This is a genomic window from Patulibacter minatonensis DSM 18081 (genome assembly GCF_000519325.1).
Lineage (GTDB): Bacteria > Actinomycetota > Thermoleophilia > Solirubrobacterales > Solirubrobacteraceae > Patulibacter > Patulibacter minatonensis.
This window is the reverse complement of the sequence record NZ_KI912613.1, coordinates 4,755,214-4,771,393: the sequence shown is the minus strand read 5'-3', so window position 1 is coordinate 4,771,393 and position 16,180 is coordinate 4,755,214. Positions and strand designations below refer to the sequence as shown.

Here is a 16,180-nt window from a genome sequence, read left to right as displayed (position 1 = left end):
CACCCGGCCGACGCCGGGCGGGTCGGCGCGCGGCCGACGACGCACCCGCGAGGCCTCGCGATCGGTTGCGGTTCCTCACCACCCGGTCGTCGGCAACGCGGCGTGCGCGGGGTGCACGGCGTCCTCCGGGCGACATAGGATGGCCTCAGTCGCGTGACGCACCGCCCCTGCGGGCGAGAGCGTCCGGCGACGATCCCCCGTCAACGCTCCCCCGAACAAGAAGGACATCCCCGTGTCCCGATCACTGCTGGTCGGCGCCCTCGGCGCCGCCTCGACCGTCTGCGCGACGCTCGCCCTGGCCCCGGCCGCCGGTGCGGCCGACGGCACCTACGACGTCTACGCCTGCAAGGGCCCGACGGGCTCGCCCGTGGGCGTCGCCGGGTGGACCTCGTCGGCCACGTCCGGTGCCGGCGCGACCGACGGGTGCGCCGGAGGCGGCCCGTTCTCCGTCACCGTCGGACTGAACGCCGCCGAGACGACCCGAGCGGCCTGGTCGTTCGCCGCTCCGGCCGGGACCCGCGTCGCCGGCGTCCAGCTCAACCGGGCGACGCAGGGCTTCGGCGGTGCGAAGGCCTCGCGCCTCGTCTACGAGCTGAACGCCGACGGACAGGCGGCCGGCGCCGGGCTCGAGGGCCTGACGCAGTTCCGCGAGGACCAGGACCAGGCGGATCTGACGGCCCCGGTCACGAAGCCCGGGCTCGACGCCTCGGGGCTGTCCCTGGGGCTGCGGTGCTCGCCCACCGCCAACAGCGCGACGTGCCCGAACGGGACGGCCTCGGTCAACGTCCAGCAGGCCGTCGTCACGCTCAAGGACGCCGCCGCCCCGTCGGTCGGCAACGTCCAGCAGACCGACTCCGGCGACGTCTCCGGCGTCCTGCGCACGAAGTTCGACGCGTCCGACGTCGGCGGCGGGCTCTACCGGGTCCGCACGCTCGTCGACGGGCAGCCGTTCCTCAACGAGGGCCTCGGCGACGCGAACTGCGCCGACGCGGACCCCGCGACGCCGGACACGTTCCAGTACCTGACCCCGCAGCCGTGCGTCCCGAGCGTCGCGGGCCGCGAGGTCGCCGTCGACTACCGCAAGCTGTCGCCGGGTCCCCACACGGTCCAGACGGACGTGCAGGACGCCGCGGGCAACACGACGACGGTCAGCGCGGTCCCGTTCCCGAAGGCCAACGTCGACGGCACCGCCGCCGACTACGAGCGCCTCCGCACCGCGTCGTTCCGCGCGTGGTTCGTCAAGGGCAGCAAGCATCCGCGGTCGCTGTCGGTGAACGTCGGCACGCGCACCACGGTCCGCGGCGACGTCGTCGACAAGAAGGGCAAGGGCATCGCCGGCGTCCGGCTCGACGTCTACCACGTGCTCGCCAACGGCAAGCGGACGCTGGCCAAGACCGGCCTGAAGACCCGCACCAACGGCCGCTTCACGTACATCGTCTCCAGCCGCATCGACACGCGGAAGATCCAGATGACGTACCGGATCGTCCGTCCGGGCCCGGTCTCCAACCGCCGCACCCTGGCGCTGCGCGTGACGAAGAAGGGCAAGACCTTCTACCTCCCGGGCAACAAGCCGAAGGCGAAGAAGTCGACGAAGAAGTAGCCGGTGGCGGGGCCGGGGCCCGTGCGCCCCGGCCCTGCCCCGACGCCCCGGGCGGCGCGACCCGCCGACGGCGGACCCGTCCGCCGGGCACCACGACCGGCCGCCGGTCTAGCCTGCCCGGCGTGCCCGACCCCGAGGAGCACCCGGACGTCGTCCGGGCCGACCGCGACGCCGCGCGCGAAGCGGTCCTCGGGTGGTACGACGAGGTCGCCCGCGACCTCCCGTGGCGGAGGACCGACGATCCGTACGCGATCCTCGTGTCGGAGGTGATGCTGCAGCAGACCCAGGTCGCCCGGGTCGTGCCGCGCTTCGAGGACTGGCTCGACCGATGGCCGACGGCGGAGGCCCTCGCCGCGGCCGACCGTCGCGACGTGCTCGCCGCGTGGGTGGGCCTCGGCTACAACTCGCGCGCCGTGCGGCTGCAGGCCGCGTGCGTCGTGGTCGCCCGGGAGGGCTGGCCCGGCGATGCGAAGGGCCTCCGCGCGCTGCCCGGCATCGGGCCGTACACCGCCGCGGCGGTGGCATCGTTCGCGTTCGGGGAGCGGGTCGCGGCCGTCGACACGAACGTCGTGCGGATCAGCGAGCGGCTCGGACTGGGAGAGCCTGACGACCTGCTCCCCGACGACGACCGCGCGCCCACCTGGAACCAGGCGGCGATGGAGCTCGGCGCCACCGTCTGCCGGGCCCGTGCGGCGGACTGCCCGCGCTGTCCCGCGGCGCGCTGGTGCCGGTCGGCGGGACGCGTCGTCGTCCCGCCCCGCGCGGCCGGCGGCACGCGGCCCCGCTTCGAGGACACCGACCGCTTCGTCCGGGGCCGCATCGTCGCGGCCCTGGCGTCCGGCGGCGACTGGCCCGACCACCTCGAGCCCGTCCGCCTGGAGCGCGCCATCGACGGCCTCGTCCGCGACGGCCTGGTCGTCCGGACGGCGGCGGGGGTCGAGCTGCGCGAGGACCACGCGGGCTGACCGGGCCGGCCCGGGCGCGAGTTCGGGGGTGGGGGTGGGGCCGGCGGGCGGGCGACCGTGTCGGATCCTGTACCGCCGGGGTACCCAACCCGACACGGAAGGGCTGCCGGCCTGCGGCCCGCGGCCCCGCCCCCGGCGGTGCTCCGATCGCGAGCCGCCCAGGTACCGGGTCCGGCGCGGACCGGGCCGCGCAGCCGCACGATCCCGTCCGGCGGGGCTCGCCCCAGGCCGGGTCCTATAGATTCGGCCGCGGTCGGCCTCCCCACGTCCGAAGGGACCCCAATGTCACTGGACCGTCAGAGCATCGAGAAGCGCGACTTCCCCATCTCCCGGCGCGGCTACGAGACCGTCGCCGTCGACGAGCACCTCGCCGCGATCGCCGAGGAGGTCGCGGCGCTCAAGGCGGCCCGGCCCGCCCCGGAGGCCGCCGCGTCGCTCGCGTCCAGCGCGTCCGAGCGCATCCGCGGCATCGTCGAGGCCGCCGAGACGACGGCCGCCGAGATCGAGCGCACCGCCGAGGAGGACGCCGCCGCCACCCGCGGTGCCGCCGCCGACGACGCCCGCGCCACCCGCGAGGCCGCGTCTTCCGAAGCCCAGGCGCACGTCGCCGCGGTCCAGGAGGCCACGACCTCGATGCTCGAGCGCGTCAACGCCCTGGAGTCCGACGTCCTCGGCCTGCTGACGCAGCTGCGCAGCACGGCCGGCGGCATCGGTGCCGGCCTGGCGACCCTGCACGCCCAGGTCGCGGAGGTCGGCGGCCTCGGGACCGGCGCGCCCGCCCGCACCGGCGAGGCCCCGGCCGCGGAGCCCGCCCCGGTCGCCGCCACCGGCGCCGTCGCGCCCGTCGCACCGGAGCCGGTCGCCACGCCCGAGCCGCCCGCCCCGGCACCCGCCGTCGAGGCCGACCCGGAGCCCGTCGCCGAGGTCGCCCCCGAGGCGCCCGAGCAGGCCGAGGAGCCCGAGCTCGTCGACGCGGTCGCCGAGGACGACACCGTCGCGCAGCTGCCGCTGTCCGACCTGCCGCCCGCCGAGCGCAGCACCGACATCGCCGGTGCCCGCATGGTGGCACTGAACCTCGTCCTCGACGGCGTCCCGCGCGACGAGATCGAGGCGCACCTCGACGAGCGGTACGCGCTGAAGGACCGCGCCGGGCTGCTCGACGAGCTGTACTCCAAGCAGGGCGGCTGACCTCAGCCGCCGCGCTGCCAGCGGCTGAGGACCATCAGGGTCTTCGTCCCGGTCACGTGACCGGTGTGCCGCAGGCCGTTGATGACGTGCTGGAGGTGCTCGACGCTCCGGACCCGCACGCGGACCAGCGCGTCGGGGTCGCCGGCGGTCGTGGCGACCTCCTCGACCTCCGGGACCCGGCGGGCCGAGTCGACGATCTCGGTCACGTCGGTGTTGCCGGTGAACCGCAGCTCGACGTACGCCTCGACCGACGGTCCGAGCGCGGCCTGGTCGACCTGCACCGTGTAGCCCGTGATGACCCCGGTGCGCTCGAGCCGGTCGATCCGCCGGCGTACGGGCGCGGGGGAGAGCGCGACCCGCTGGGCGATGTCGGCGATCGTGCGCCGCGCGTCCTCACGGAGCAGATCGATGATCCGGCGGTCGATCTCGTCGAGGGCCACGGGAGCGGGCATGGGCGAACGGTACGCCCGGACGGCTCGCGACGTGCGAAAACGTGCGCGGAGGGGCTGTTCGGCGGTCCGATCGGGCGCCGGGGCGCCCGTTCCGTGCGTGCGACTTGCTCCCGGCGCGGACGGGGTGTCTCCTCCGGCCATGAGCATCACGCAGACGCGACCGGACGCCGACCCGATCGTCGCCCCGCAGCTCGCGGGACCGACGGTCGCGCCCGGCGACGAGCTCTTCGGCGGAGAGCGCCTGGTCCTCGCCCACGACGCGGCGACCGGCCTGCGCGCCGCGATCGCGGTCGACGACACGACGCTCGGGCCCGCCCTCGGCGGCGTGCGGTTCAAGCGCTACCCCGACCCGGCGGCCGGGGTGCGGGAGGCCCGGCGCCTCGCCGCCGCCATGACGCTGAAGAACGCCGCGGCCGGCCTGCCCTACGGCGGCGGGAAGGCCGTGATCCTCGACGACGGGCTCGCGACCGACCGCGAGGCGCTGATGGCCGCCTTCGGCCGGGTCGTGGCCGCGATGGGCGGGACGTACCTGCCGGGCGTCGACATGGGCACCACGACGGGCGACCTCGCGGTGATGGGGCACGCGGGGGCGGAGGTCTCGTGCGCCGACGAGGACCCGTCCCCGTGGACCGCGCTCGGGGTCCACGCCGCGATCGTCGCGGCCGTCCGGCACCTCGACGGACCGTCGGTGGTCAGCCGTCCGGCCGGCGTGGGGGACGCGTCCGCGCGCGCCGACGGAGCGGTCGCCGTCCGGCACGACCGCCGGCCCGACTCCGGCAGCGACCGCGGTCCGGCCGGGCACGGTCCCCTCGCCGGCGTCCGCGTCCTGATCCAGGGCGCCGGGCACGTCGGGGCCACGCTCGCGCGGCTGGTCCGGGACTCCGGAGGCACCGTGCTGATCGCGGACGTCGACCCCGTCCGTGCCGCCGCGGTGGCGCAGGAGACCGGCGGGACGACCGTCCCCGCGGACGAGGTGCTCACCACCGCGTGCGACGTGTTCGCCCCGTGCGCCGTCGCGCGGGTCCTCGACGAGCGGACGATCGCCGGCCTGCGCTGTCGGATCGTCGCCGGTGCCGCCAACGACACCCTCGCCGAGCACGAGGACGCCGCCCGGCTCGCCGACCGCGGGGTCCTCTACGTACCGGACTTCCTGGCCAACGCCGGTGGCGTCGTCCACATCCACGCGCTCCGGGCGGGCTGGGACACCGCCCGCCTGCGCGCCGAGATCCTGGCGATCGGCGATCGCGTCAGCGCGGTCCTCGACGACGCGTCCGCCGCGGGAGGCACCCCGCTGGCCGCGGCGGAGGCGCTCGCGCACGAACGGATCGCGCGGGCACGCCGCGCCGGGGAGCTCGCTGGGACCCTCGCATGAGCTCCGCCCAGGCCCCCGGCCGCGAGGTGCGGCTCGACGACGCGCTCACCGCCGAGGACGGTCCCGTCCTCCTCAGCGGGATCCGGGCGCTCGTCCGCCTCGTCCTCGAGCAGCGGCGCGGCGACGCGCGGCGGGGCCTCGACACCCGGGCGTTCGTGTCCGGGTACCAGGGGTCGCCGCTCGGCGGGGTCGACCGCGCGATGCAGGGTGCCCGCGAGCACCTCGACCGCGCGGGCGTCGTCTTCCGGCCCGGTCTCAACGAGGAGCTGGCCGCCACCGCGGTCGCCGGCACCCAGCTGCTCGGGCAGCTCGACCGCCGCACGACCGAGGGCGTCACCGGTTGGTGGTACGGCAAGGCCCCCGGGCTGGACCGCGCCGCCGACGCGATCCGGCACGGCAACCTGTCGGGTACGGCGCCGCTCGGCGGGGCGGTCGCGTGGATCGGCGACGACCCGACCGCCAAGAGCTCGACGGTCCCGAGCTCGTCCGAGCCGCTCTGCCGCAGCCTCGTCGTCCCGCTGCTCGCCCCGGGCTCCGTCGGCGACGTCGTCCGGCTCGGGCTCCACGCCGCCGCGATGTCGCGCCACGCCGGGCTGTGGACCGGCCTCAAGATCACCGCGGACGTCGCCGACGCGACCGCCGTCGTCGACGTCACCGGTGTCCGCGACGGCATTCCCGCGTTCCGGCCGCGCGAGGCGCACCACGCGCCCGTCCTGCTGCCGCCGACGAACCTCGACGCCGAGCTCGACCTCCTCACGGGCCGGCTCGACCGCGTCCACGAGTACGCGCGGGCGGCGGGCCTCAACCACGTCGTCGCCTCCGCCCGGGCGCCACGCCTGGCGATCGTCGCCGCCGGCCCCGCGTTCGCGGCCGTCCAGCGCGCGCTCCAGGACCTCGGCGTCGACCGGGACGGCGTCGACGCGCTCCGACTCCGGCTCGTCCGCCTCGACCTGCCGTGGCCGCTGGACCGCGCGCTCGTCCGGGAGCAGCTCGCGGACGTCGAGGCCGTCCTGGTGGTCGAGGACAAGACGCCGTTCCTCGAGGGGCTGGTCCGGGACGCGCTCTACGGCGTGCCCCGCCCGCCCGCGGTTCTCGGCCGCGAGGACCACGAGGGCCGCCCACTCCTGCCCGCCCGGGCCGCCGTCGACGCCGACGACGTCGCCCGCGCCCTCGGCCGGCTGCTGCCGGCCGACCGGCTCGACGACCGTGGCAGGGCGCGGCTCGCGGTCCTGAGCGGCCGCGACCTCGCCGCCGCGACCCCGGCGACCGGCGCCGCCCTCCCGCCGCGCACCCCGTACTTCTGCTCCGGCTGCCCGCACAACGTCTCCACGAAGGCGCCCGTCGACACGCTCGTCGGCGTCGGGATCGGCTGCCACACGATGGTCGCCCTCGACGACGACCGCCGCGGCACCCTGCTCGGCATGCCGCAGATGGGCGGCGAGGGCGCCCAGTGGATCGGCCTCTCGCCGTTCACCGACGACGAGCACCTCGTGCAGAACATGGGCGACGGCACGTTCCACCACTCCGGCTCGCTCGCGATCCGCGCCGCCGTCGCGGCGGGCGTGAACGTCACCTACAAGCTGCTCTACAACGACGCGGTCGCGATGACCGGCGGCCAGCACCCCGAGGGCCAGCTGTCGATCCCCGACCTGACGCGCTGGCTCACCCTCGAGGGCGTCGCTCGCGTCGTGGTGACGACCCCCGAGCCGCACGACTACCGGCGGGTCGCCCTGGACCCGACGGCGAGCGTGCGCCACCGCGACGACCTGCAGGACGTGCAGGCCGAGCTCGCGGCGGTCCCGGGCGTCACGGTGCTGATCCACGACGACCGCTGCGCGACCGAGGAGCGCCGCCTGCGCAAGCGCGGGAAGCTGCCGACGCCGCCCGGGCGGATCACGATCAACGAGCGGGTCTGCGAGGGCTGCGGCGACTGCGGCGAGGCCTCGACGTGCCTGTCGGTGCAGCCCGTCGAGACGACCTTCGGCCGCAAGACCCAGATCCACCAGAGCTCCTGCACCCAGGACCGGTCGTGCCTGAAGGGCGACTGCCCGTCGTTCCTGACCGTGGTCCCCGCGAAGGGCGCCGTCGCGGCGCTGCCGCACCCCGGCACCGCCGGGTCCCTGCCCGTCGCCCTGCCGGAGCCCGTCCGCCGCGTCCCCGACGACGTCCTGATCCGCATGCCCGGCGTCGGCGGCACCGGGGTCGTCACGGTCTCGCAGGTGCTCCAGATGGCGGCCCACCTCGACGGCCTGCACGCCGCCGGGCTCGAGCAGATCGGCCTGGCGCAGAAGGGCGGCCCGGTGCTCTCCGACGTCCGCCTCGGCCCGGCGCCGATCGACGGGCAGCTGCGCGCGAGCACGGGCTCGGCCGACCTGCTCCTCGGCCTCGACCTGCTCGGCGCCGCGGCCGACGCGACGCTCCGGACCTGCGACCCGGCGCGCACCGTCGCCGTCACCAGCGTCTCCCGCGTCCCGACCGCCGGGATGGTCACCGACCGCACCGTCCGGCCGCCGTCGCCGCGCGGACCGCTCGGGCGGATCGACGCGGCCACCCGTGCGGAGGACGGCCTACGGATCGACGCCCAGGCGCTCTCCGAGGCGCTGTTCCGCGACCACATGCCCGCGAACCTGCTGCTCCTCGGCGCGGCGTTCCAGCACGGCTGCGTCCCGGTCTCCGCCGACGCGATCGAGCGCGCGATCGCGCTGAACGGTGCCGCCGTCGACCAGTCGCTCGCGGCGTTCCGCTGGGGCCGCGCGGCCGCCGTCGACCTGCGGGCGGTCGAGCGGGCCGCAGGGCTCGCGGACGACCCGCGGACGGCGGGACGGACCCGCGGCGGGCGGGCCGACGAGGGGGCGCCGGGTGAGGTCGGCCGGGGCACCGCCGTGGTGTCCGACGCGGGCACGCTCGGCGGCGGACGGCCCGGCTCGTCGCCCGACCCCCGGATCGCCGCGCTCGTCGCCGAGCACCACCTCGACGGGCGGCTCGCGGACCTCGTCGCCCACCGGGCCGGTGAGCTCGTGCTGTTCCAGGACCTCCGCTGCGCGCGGCGGTACGTCGCCGACGTCGCCTCGGTCGCCCGGCGGGAGCACGAGGCGACCGGCGGCGACCGCGTCGCCCGCGCCTACGCCGTCGGGCTGCACAAGCTCGTCGCCTACAAGGACGAGTACGAGATCGCCCGGCTGCACCTCGATGGGACCGAGCGGGCCCGCGTGGCTGCGGAGTTCGGGCCGGGCGCGAAGGTCCGCGTGATGCTCCAGCCGCCGCTCCTGCGGGCGCTCGGTGTCGACCGGAAGATCGCCTGCGGACCCTGGATCCGGCCCGTGTTCGGCGTCCTGCGCCGCATGCGCCGGCTCCGCGGGACGCCGCTCGACCCGTTCGGGCACACCCGGGTGCGGCGGGTCGAGCGGGCGCTGCCGGGCGAGTACCGCGCGCTCGTCGACCGCGCGCTGCGGGCGCTCCGTCCCGAGACGGTCGCCCAGGCCGTCGCGATCGCCGAGCTGCCCGACGTCGTCCGCGGCTACGAGGACGTGAAGCTCCGCGGCGTGGCGGACTTCCGGGAGCGGGCCGCGGCGGCGGTCGCGGCGCTCGAGGCCACGCCGATCGATCCGACCGGGCCGGTGCTCGCGGTCCGCGTCCACCGGGTGGGGGCGGACTGACGGCCGGCCGGCGGGCTCCGGACGCGCGACCGCGCCGCCGGTCGGCGGGCGCCCCACCGGAGACCGCGTCGCCGGGTGGGTCTCGCCGCGGCGGCGCCGGGGATGGTCCGTCCCGTCGCCGATGTTTCGATCACGCGCGCATCAGGTATCCACCGGCCGAGTGCGGTCACCCGACGGTGGCCGCGACCCGACCCCGAAGGAGCGCGCATGCCCAGGCTGACCGTCGACACCGAGAACGGCGCCCCCGTCCAGCTGCACTACGAGGACCACGGTCCCCGCGAGGCGCCGCCCGTCGTCCTGATCCACGGGTGGCCGCTGTCCGGTCGGTCGTGGGAGGCCCAGGTCCCGGCGCTGATCGACGCCGGCCACCGCGTCGTGACGTACGACCGGCGCGGCTTCGGCGCGTCGTCCCAGCCGTGGGACGGGTACGGCTACGACCGCTTCGCCGCGGACCTCGACGCGCTGCTGCAGCACCTCGACCTGGAGGGCGTGACCCTCGTCGGCTTCTCGATGGGCGGCGGCGAGGTCGTGCGCTACCTGTCGGCCTACGGCGCGACCCGGGTCACGAAGGCCGTCCTGGCCGCGGCCGTCCCGCCCTACCTCTACAAGAGCGACGACAACCCCGACGGCGGCCTCGACGACGAGACGATCGCCGGCTTCGAGCAGGGTGTGAAGACCGACCGCCTCGCGTTCCTCGAGGAGTTCACGACCGGGTTCTTCGCGGCCGGGGACAAGACGGACCTCATCTCGGAGGACCAGCGGGCCTACGCGAAGCAGATCGCCGCGTTCGCCTCGCCGAAGGGCACCCTGGACTGCATCGCCGCGTTCGGCCGCACCGACTTCCGCGGCGACCTCGAGAAGATCACCGTCCCGACGCTCGTCATCCACGGCGACGCCGACGCGATCGTCCCGTTCGAGGTCTCCGGCAAGCGTTCCCACGCCGCGATCGAGGGCGCCGAGCTCGCCCTGATCGAGGGCGGTCCGCACGGCCTCAACGCGACGCACCCGAAGGAGTTCAACGAGGCGCTGCTCGCGTTCCTCGCGAAGTAGGGAAGGAGCTGCCCGCCGACCGCCTCCGTGCGGCCGGCGGCACCGACCCGCTCAGTCGAACGCCTTGCCCGTCCCCTCGACCTTCGTCGTCGGGTCGCCGTCGAGCGCCGCCTTGATGCGCGGGCGCAGCTTCTCCAGGGCGTAGGGAATGCTCAGCGGGCTGCTGAATCCGACGGCCTGGGAGATCGCGCCCTGCTGGTCGAGGTAGATGACCCGGCCCTCGCGAACGGCCTTCAGACGGGCGAAGGCCTGGTTCTTCAGGAGATCCCGCTCATCGCCGTAGATCACGAGCAGGTCGGCGTCGAGGAGCTCGAGCCGCTCCTGGCTGACGTCGGCGTAGAACGCCCGACCCGCGAGCTCGTCGATCGCCGGCGGGACCTCCATGCCGAGGTCCGTGAAGAAGCGGCTCCGCAGGTCCGACGACGAGAAGACGGAGAACGTGGCCCCCGTGTTGGCCGCCAGCACGACGGACCTCCCGGCCAGGTCGCCGTCCGTCTTCGCCTCGGCGACCTTCGCCTCCACCGCCTTCTGGACCTCGGCCGCCCGGGTCGTGCGCCCGAGCGCCTGCCCGGTGGTCTTCAGCTGCTGCTGCCACGGCTCGCCGTAGTCGACGGTCCCCGGCGCCTGGCCGACGGTGGGGGCGAGCTTCGACAGCGTCGCGTGCTCCTTGTCGGTGATGCCCGAGTAGATCGCCAGCAGCAGGTCCGGCTGCAGGGCGGCGATCTTCTCGAAGCCGAGGTCCGTCTCGCCGACGACCTCCGGCTTCGCGCCGCCGAGCGCCTCACGCGCCCACGGGCGGTTCGCGATGTCGGCGCCCTGGAACTGCCGGAACCCGAGCGGCGTGACGCCGAGCGCGAGCGCGAAGTCCTGGTCGTTGTAGCCGACGGCGACGACGCGCTTCGGCTGCGACCGGACCTCGACGGTCCCGAACTTCGTGGCGATCGAGACCGGGAACGCGCCGCTCGCGGCCGGCGCGCCGGAGTCGGACGTGGGCTCGTCGTCGGACCCGCAGGCCGCCAGCGTCAGGGTGGCGCAGACCGCCAGGGCGGTGGCAGCGGTGCGGCGGCGGGATCGGCGACCGGTGCGGTGCCGGGGGGTCGTGCTGGGCGCGTCGGGGGACATGCGTGCTCCGTGCTCGGGGGAAGTAGGAGACCCTAACGCGAGTCGCGTCGCCGAGCCGTCCGACCCGCGGTAGCGTGCGGGCATGAGCGCCGAGACCCCCGCCCCGGAACGTGAGCACGACCTCGTCGTCTTCGGGGCCACCGGCTTCGTCGGCCGGCTGACCGCCCTCTACCTGGCCGAGCACGCGCCGTCGACGGTGAAGGTCGCACTGGCCGGGCGGTCGCGTGCGAAGCTCGAGAGCATCCGCGAGACGCTGCCCGGCGCCGCGCGCGAGTGGCCGGTCGTCGTCGCCGACAGCCACGACCCCGTCGCGCTCGGAGAGCTCGCCCGCTCGACCCGGGTCGTCATCACCACGGTCGGCCCCTACGCGCGGTACGGGCTGCCGCTCGTCGCGGCCTGCGCCGAGGCGGGCACCCACTACGCGGACCTGACGGGCGAGACGCTCTTCATGCGGAAGTCCATCGACTCCGCGGACGCGGTCGCGAAGGAGAGCGGCGCGCGGATCGTCCACACCGCGGGCTTCGACTCGATCCCGTCGGACCTCGGCGTGCTGGCGCTCCACGACGCGGCGCAGGCGGCCGGCGCGGGCGAGCTGGCGGAGACCACGTTCGTCGTCGTGGCGATGAGCGGCGGGCTGAGCGGCGGGACCATCGACTCGCTGCGCAACCAGCTGGACGAGGGCAGGGCCGACAAGGACGCACGCCGCCTGGCTGCCGACCCGTACGCCCTCTCGCCCGACCGCTCGGCCGATCCCGACCCGCGGGGCGAGCGCGATCCCACCGGCGTCAGCCGCGACCCGCACACCGGCGCGTTCCTGGCGCCGTTCGTCATGGGCACGGTGAACACGCGGGTCGTCCGCCGCAGCAACGCGCTCCAGGGCTACGCCTACGGGCGCGGCTTCCGGTACCAGGAGCTCATGAGCGGCGGCAAGGGCCCGCTCGGCGCCGTCAAGGCCGGTGCGATCGTCGCCGCGCTGGCCGGCGTCGTCGGCGGCCTGTCGGTGAAGCCGACCCGCAAGGTGCTCGACCGGATGCTGCCCGACCCCGGCGAGGGTCCGAGCGAGGCCGCGCGCGAGAAGGGCTTCTTCCGCATCGACATCACGACGACGACCGCGTCGGGCCGCCGGTTCCGCTGCCGCATCGCGGCCTCGGGCGACCCCGGCTACAAGGCGACGGCCGTGATGCTCGGCCAGGCGGGGCTGTGCCTCCTGCAGGACGAGGAGAAGCTGCCGAAGGTCGCCGGTGTCCTCACGCCGGCCACGGCGATGGGCAACGTCCTGACCGACCGCCTGCGGGCCGTCGGCCACAGCTACGACGTGACGGAGCTGTAGAGCGCGAGCCAGGCGCGTTCGCCCGCCTCGGCGCGCGCTGGATCGATGAGGTGTCGAGGCCGATCCTCTCTGGCGCTCGGAGCGGAGAGGCACGCGACCGTCGTGTCCGCAGGAATGAACGCCACCCCTCGATCTCCGCAGGGGCCGGCGTTCGAACCTGCGCCCACGCCGCAGGAATGTGCGCCACTTCGGGGTCGCCGGCCGGCCGGCGTTCAACGCTGCGCTCCTGACGCAGGAACGCACGCCACCCATCTCGACGCGCGGGGCCGGCGTTCGAACCTGCGGCGCGCGGCCCGGTGCGCGCGGCCGGCCGCCGGCCCGCACGAGGAGGACCACGTCCGAGGGCGCGACGGCGATGCGGGCCGCGGGTCGACGTGAGGCCGGCCGACCCGCTGCGTCGTCGACCGCCGCCCCGGACACCGGTCCTTGACCTGGACCGCACTCCAGGTCCTACCGTCAGAGGCATGACGACGATCACTCCCCAGCACGCCATCGGGTCGGGCTTCGGCGCCCGCAGCACGGCGGAGGAGGTGCTCGAGGGCATCGACCTCTCCGGCCGCCTCGCGGTCGTGACGGGCGGCTACTCCGGCATCGGCCTCGAGACGGTCCGGGCCCTCGTGAACGCCGGCGCGCACGTCGTGGTCCCGGCCCGGCGGGTCGCCCACGCGGTCGAGCAGCTCGCGGACGTCGGGACGGTCGCGACCCTCGGGGCCACCGGCGGCGTCGCGCCCGGCAGCGCGCCGATCGAGGTCGACGAGCTCGACCTCGCCGACCTGGAGAGCGTCCGGGCGTTCGCCGAGCGGTTCCTCGCCTCGGGCCGCTCGATCGACCTCCTGATCAACGACGCCGCGGTGATGGCCAACCCGGAGACGCGTGTCGGTCCCGGCTGGGAGTCGCAGTTCGCGACGAACCACCTCGGCCACTACGCGCTGACCGCGCGCCTCTGGCCGGCGCTCGTCGCCGGTGACGGCGCCCGGGTGGTGGCGCTCTCGTCGACCGGCCACAAGCGCTCGGGGATCCGCTGGGACGACGTCATGTTCGAGCAGGGTGGCTACGACAAGTGGGACGCCTACGGGCAGGCGAAGTCCGCCAACAGCCTGTTCGCGGTCCATCTCGACGCCGCCGGCCGCGAGCACGGCGTGCGCGCCTTCGCGGCGCACCCGGGCGGGATCCTGACGCCGCTGCAGCGCCACCTCACGCAGCAGGAGATGGACGACCGCGGGTGGTTCGACGAGAACGGCCAGCCGATCGATCGCTTCAAGACCGTGGAGCAGGGCGCGTCGACCGCCACGTGGGCGGCGACGTCGCCCGAGCTCGACGGCCTGGGCGGCGTCTACTGCGAGGACTGCGAGATCGCCGAGCCGACGGACGTCGGCGGCGAGACCGAGGGGGTCTCGGGCGTCGACGCGCACGCGATCGACCGCGACCAGGCCGCACGCCTCTGGACGCTCTCGGCCGAGCTGACCGGGGTCAACCCTTTCTAGCCTTCGATCGCTTCGGAGGCCTCCATCCAGGCGGCCTCCAGCTCGTCGCGCTCCGTGGCCAGCGCGGTCTGCTCGTCGCCGAGCTCGCTCAGCCGGCGCATGTCGGTCGCGGCGTCCGCCATCGCCTGGTGCAGCGCGGTCTCGCGCTCGTCGATCTTCTCGATCGCGCGCTCGAGACGCTGGACCTCCTTGCGGGCCGCGCGGAGGGCGCCGCCGGTGAGGGCAGGCTTCGCGGCGGCGGGAGCGGCGGCGTCCTTCGCGCCGGCACCCGCCGGGTCCCCCCCGCCGGTGCGACCGGCGGCGTCGGCCTCCTCGGCGGCGTGGCGCAGCCGCAGGTACTCGTCGATCCCGCCCGGCAGGTGCCGGACGCCGCCGTCGCCCATCAGGCCGAAGACGTCGTCGCAGACCCGTTCGACGAAGTACCGGTCGTGCGAGACGACGACGAGGGTGCCGGGCCACGCGTCGAGGAGGTCCTCGAGCGCGGTCAGGGTGTCGATGTCGAGGTCGTTGGTCGGCTCGTCGAGGATCAGGACGTTGGGCTCCTCCATGAGGAGCCGCATCAGCTGCAGCCGGCGGCGCTCGCCGCCGGAGAGGTCCTTGACGAGGGTGCGCGAGCGGGCGCCGCGGAAGCCGAAGCGGTCGCAGAGCTGGCCGGCGGTGAGCTCCAGGCCGTCGCTGGTGGTCGTCCGGCCCCGGACCTCCTCGAGCGACTCGAGGACGCGGAGGTTCGGCGGGATCTCGACGGTGTCCTGGGAGAGCTGTGCCAGGCGGACGGTCGTGCCGCGCTGGACCTCGCCCCGGTCGGGCTGCAGCGCGCCGCTGATGACGTTGATCAGCGTCGTCTTGCCGGCGCCGTTGACACCGACGAGTGCGACCCGGTCGCCGGGACCCAGGCGCCAGGTGGCGTGGTCGAGCAGCACCTTCTCGCCGAAGGCGACCGAGACGTCCTCGACGTCGACGACCTTGCCGCCGAGGCGCCGGGTCGCGAAGCGCAGCAGCTCGACGCCGTCGCGGGGCGCGGGCTCGTCGGCGATCAGCTCGTTGGCGGCGTCGATGCGGAACTTCGGCTTCGACGTCCGGGCCGGCGGGCCACGGCGGAGCCAGGCGAGCTCCTTGCGCAGGAGCTGCCGTCGGCGGGCGTCCTGGGCGGCCTCCTGGCGGTCGCGCTCGGCGCGGGCCAGGACGTAGGACGCGTAGCCGCCCTCGTACTGGTGGACCGTGCCGTCGACGACCTCCCACGTGTCGGTGCAGACCTCGTCGAGGAACCACCGGTCGTGGGTGATGACGACCATCGTGCCGCGGCGCTTGGCGAGGAACCCGGCGAGCCAGGCGACGCCCTCGACGTCGAGGTGGTTCGTCGGCTCGTCCAGCAGCAGCAGGTCGGGGGAGTCGAGCAGGAGCTTCGCGAGCGCGATGCGCCGCCGCTCGCCGCCCGACAGCGGGCCGATCACGGTGTCGAGGCCCTTCGGGAACCGCCGCAGCTCGACGCCGCCCAGCAGGCCCTCGAGGACGGAGCGGAACGTCTTGTCGGCCGCCCACTCGTGGTCGGCGCGGTCGCCGATCAGCTCCTGGCGGATCGTCTTCCCGGGGTCCAGCGAGTCGCCCTGGCCGACGAGCGCGAGGTCGAGGTCGCCGAGGCGCGTGACGTTGCCCGAATCGGGCTCCTCGAGCCCGGCGATCAGGCGCATCAGGGTCGACTTGCCGTCGCCGTTCTTGCCGACGATGCCGATCCGGTCGCCGGCGTTGATGCCGAGGGTGACGTCCTGCAGGACGGTGCGGCTGACGAAGCCCTTGTCGACCGCCTTGAGGTTGACGAGGTTGCGTGGGGCGGGAGCCATCGGCCGTCCATCTTGCCGGGATCGCTCCTCGACCGGCTCCCGGCCGTCCGGGCACAGGTCGGGCACCGTCGGCTCGACACGGCCGACGCTCCGACGACGACCCGCGGCGCCCGTCCGCTGCAG

General features: G+C 75.3%; 11 protein-coding genes. 8 read left to right on the top strand and 3 right to left on the bottom strand.

Translation table 11 applies throughout. From position 1 onward, the window contains the following. Positions 1 to 232 precede the first annotated feature (232 nt). The 3 genes from PATMI_RS0122525 (at position 233) to PATMI_RS0122515 (ending at position 3,753) form a co-directional block, all read left to right on the top strand. Positions 233 to 1,600 (top strand): hypothetical protein, encoded by a 1,368-nt coding sequence (locus PATMI_RS0122525; RefSeq protein WP_026912539.1) that lies wholly within the window; start codon positions 233 to 235, stop codon positions 1,598 to 1,600. A gap of 122 nt (positions 1,601 to 1,722) precedes the next feature. After that, complete coding sequence (locus PATMI_RS32530) at positions 1,723 to 2,565, top strand: HhH-GPD family protein (protein ID WP_051472167.1); 843 nt, start codon at positions 1,723 to 1,725, stop codon at positions 2,563 to 2,565. A gap of 282 nt (positions 2,566 to 2,847) precedes the next feature. Next, the gene (locus PATMI_RS0122515) at positions 2,848 to 3,753 is read left to right on the top strand and encodes a hypothetical protein (RefSeq protein ID WP_026912538.1); all 906 of its coding nucleotides are present in this window, start codon (positions 2,848 to 2,850) and stop codon (positions 3,751 to 3,753) included. A gap of 2 nt (positions 3,754 to 3,755) precedes the next feature. Here the strand turns inward: PATMI_RS0122515 and PATMI_RS0122510 are convergent, their stop codons facing one another. After that, complete coding sequence (locus PATMI_RS0122510; RefSeq protein ID WP_026912537.1) at positions 3,756 to 4,205, bottom strand: Lrp/AsnC family transcriptional regulator; 450 nt, start codon at positions 4,203 to 4,205, stop codon at positions 3,756 to 3,758. Between the two features lie 139 nt (positions 4,206 to 4,344). Here PATMI_RS0122510 and PATMI_RS38415 point away from each other — a divergent pair, with 139 nt between their 5' ends. The 3 genes from PATMI_RS38415 (at position 4,345) to PATMI_RS0122495 (ending at position 10,283) form a co-directional block, all read left to right on the top strand. Beyond that, the gene (locus PATMI_RS38415) at positions 4,345 to 5,577 is read left to right on the top strand and encodes a Glu/Leu/Phe/Val dehydrogenase dimerization domain-containing protein (protein ID WP_245604251.1); all 1,233 of its coding nucleotides are present in this window, start codon (positions 4,345 to 4,347) and stop codon (positions 5,575 to 5,577) included. Beyond that, on the top strand, positions 5,574 to 9,233 hold the full coding sequence (locus PATMI_RS0122500) for an indolepyruvate ferredoxin oxidoreductase family protein (protein WP_026912535.1): 3,660 nt from the start codon (positions 5,574 to 5,576) through the stop codon (positions 9,231 to 9,233). The genes PATMI_RS38415 and PATMI_RS0122500 overlap by 4 nt, the downstream gene beginning before the upstream one ends. Positions 9,234 to 9,440: 207 nt before the next feature. Continuing rightward, positions 9,441 to 10,283, top strand: a complete 843-nt coding sequence (locus PATMI_RS0122495; protein ID WP_026912534.1) for an alpha/beta fold hydrolase — start codon at positions 9,441 to 9,443, stop codon at positions 10,281 to 10,283. 51 nt (positions 10,284 to 10,334) lie between these two features. On the opposite strand, the gene PATMI_RS32525 is transcribed toward PATMI_RS0122495, so the two are convergent. Beyond that, the gene (locus PATMI_RS32525) at positions 10,335 to 11,405 is read right to left on the bottom strand and encodes an iron-siderophore ABC transporter substrate-binding protein (RefSeq protein ID WP_051472166.1); all 1,071 of its coding nucleotides are present in this window, start codon (positions 11,403 to 11,405) and stop codon (positions 10,335 to 10,337) included. Positions 11,406 to 11,487: 82 nt separating this feature from the next. Here PATMI_RS32525 and PATMI_RS0122485 point away from each other — a divergent pair, with 82 nt between their 5' ends. Next, positions 11,488 to 12,735 (top strand): saccharopine dehydrogenase family protein, encoded by a 1,248-nt coding sequence (locus tag PATMI_RS0122485; RefSeq protein ID WP_026912533.1) that lies wholly within the window; start codon positions 11,488 to 11,490, stop codon positions 12,733 to 12,735. A 464-nt stretch (positions 12,736 to 13,199) separates the two neighbouring features. Next, positions 13,200 to 14,219, top strand: coding sequence for an SDR family NAD(P)-dependent oxidoreductase (locus PATMI_RS0122480; RefSeq protein ID WP_026912532.1), 1,020 nt, complete (start codon positions 13,200 to 13,202; stop codon positions 14,217 to 14,219). Here the strand turns inward: PATMI_RS0122480 and PATMI_RS0122475 are convergent. Next, positions 14,216 to 16,057: an ABC-F family ATP-binding cassette domain-containing protein gene (locus PATMI_RS0122475; RefSeq protein WP_026912531.1), complete on the bottom strand. Its 1,842-nt coding sequence runs from the start codon at positions 16,055 to 16,057 to the stop codon at positions 14,216 to 14,218. The two genes, PATMI_RS0122480 and PATMI_RS0122475, sit on opposite strands and share 4 nt — an antisense overlap. Positions 16,058 to 16,180 lie beyond the last annotated feature (123 nt).

Bases quoted from the DNA above. Each gene is read 5' to 3' on its own strand.
- PATMI_RS0122515 (WP_026912538.1), top strand. From the start codon at position 2,848: ATGTCACTGGACCGTCAGAGCATCGAGAAGCGCGACTTCCCCATCTCC.
- PATMI_RS0122510 (WP_026912537.1), bottom strand. From the start codon at position 4,205: ATGCCCGCTCCCGTGGCCCTCGACGAGATCGACCGCCGGATCATCGAT.
- PATMI_RS38415 (WP_245604251.1), top strand. From the start codon at position 4,345: ATGAGCATCACGCAGACGCGACCGGACGCCGACCCGATCGTCGCCCCG.
- PATMI_RS0122500 (WP_026912535.1), top strand. From the start codon at position 5,574: ATGAGCTCCGCCCAGGCCCCCGGCCGCGAGGTGCGGCTCGACGACGCG.
- PATMI_RS0122495 (WP_026912534.1), top strand. From the start codon at position 9,441: ATGCCCAGGCTGACCGTCGACACCGAGAACGGCGCCCCCGTCCAGCTG.
- PATMI_RS32525 (WP_051472166.1), bottom strand. From the start codon at position 11,405: ATGTCCCCCGACGCGCCCAGCACGACCCCCCGGCACCGCACCGGTCGC.
- PATMI_RS0122485 (WP_026912533.1), top strand. From the start codon at position 11,488: ATGAGCGCCGAGACCCCCGCCCCGGAACGTGAGCACGACCTCGTCGTC.
- PATMI_RS0122480 (WP_026912532.1), top strand. From the start codon at position 13,200: ATGACGACGATCACTCCCCAGCACGCCATCGGGTCGGGCTTCGGCGCC.
- PATMI_RS0122475 (WP_026912531.1), bottom strand. From the start codon at position 16,057: ATGGCTCCCGCCCCACGCAACCTCGTCAACCTCAAGGCGGTCGACAAG.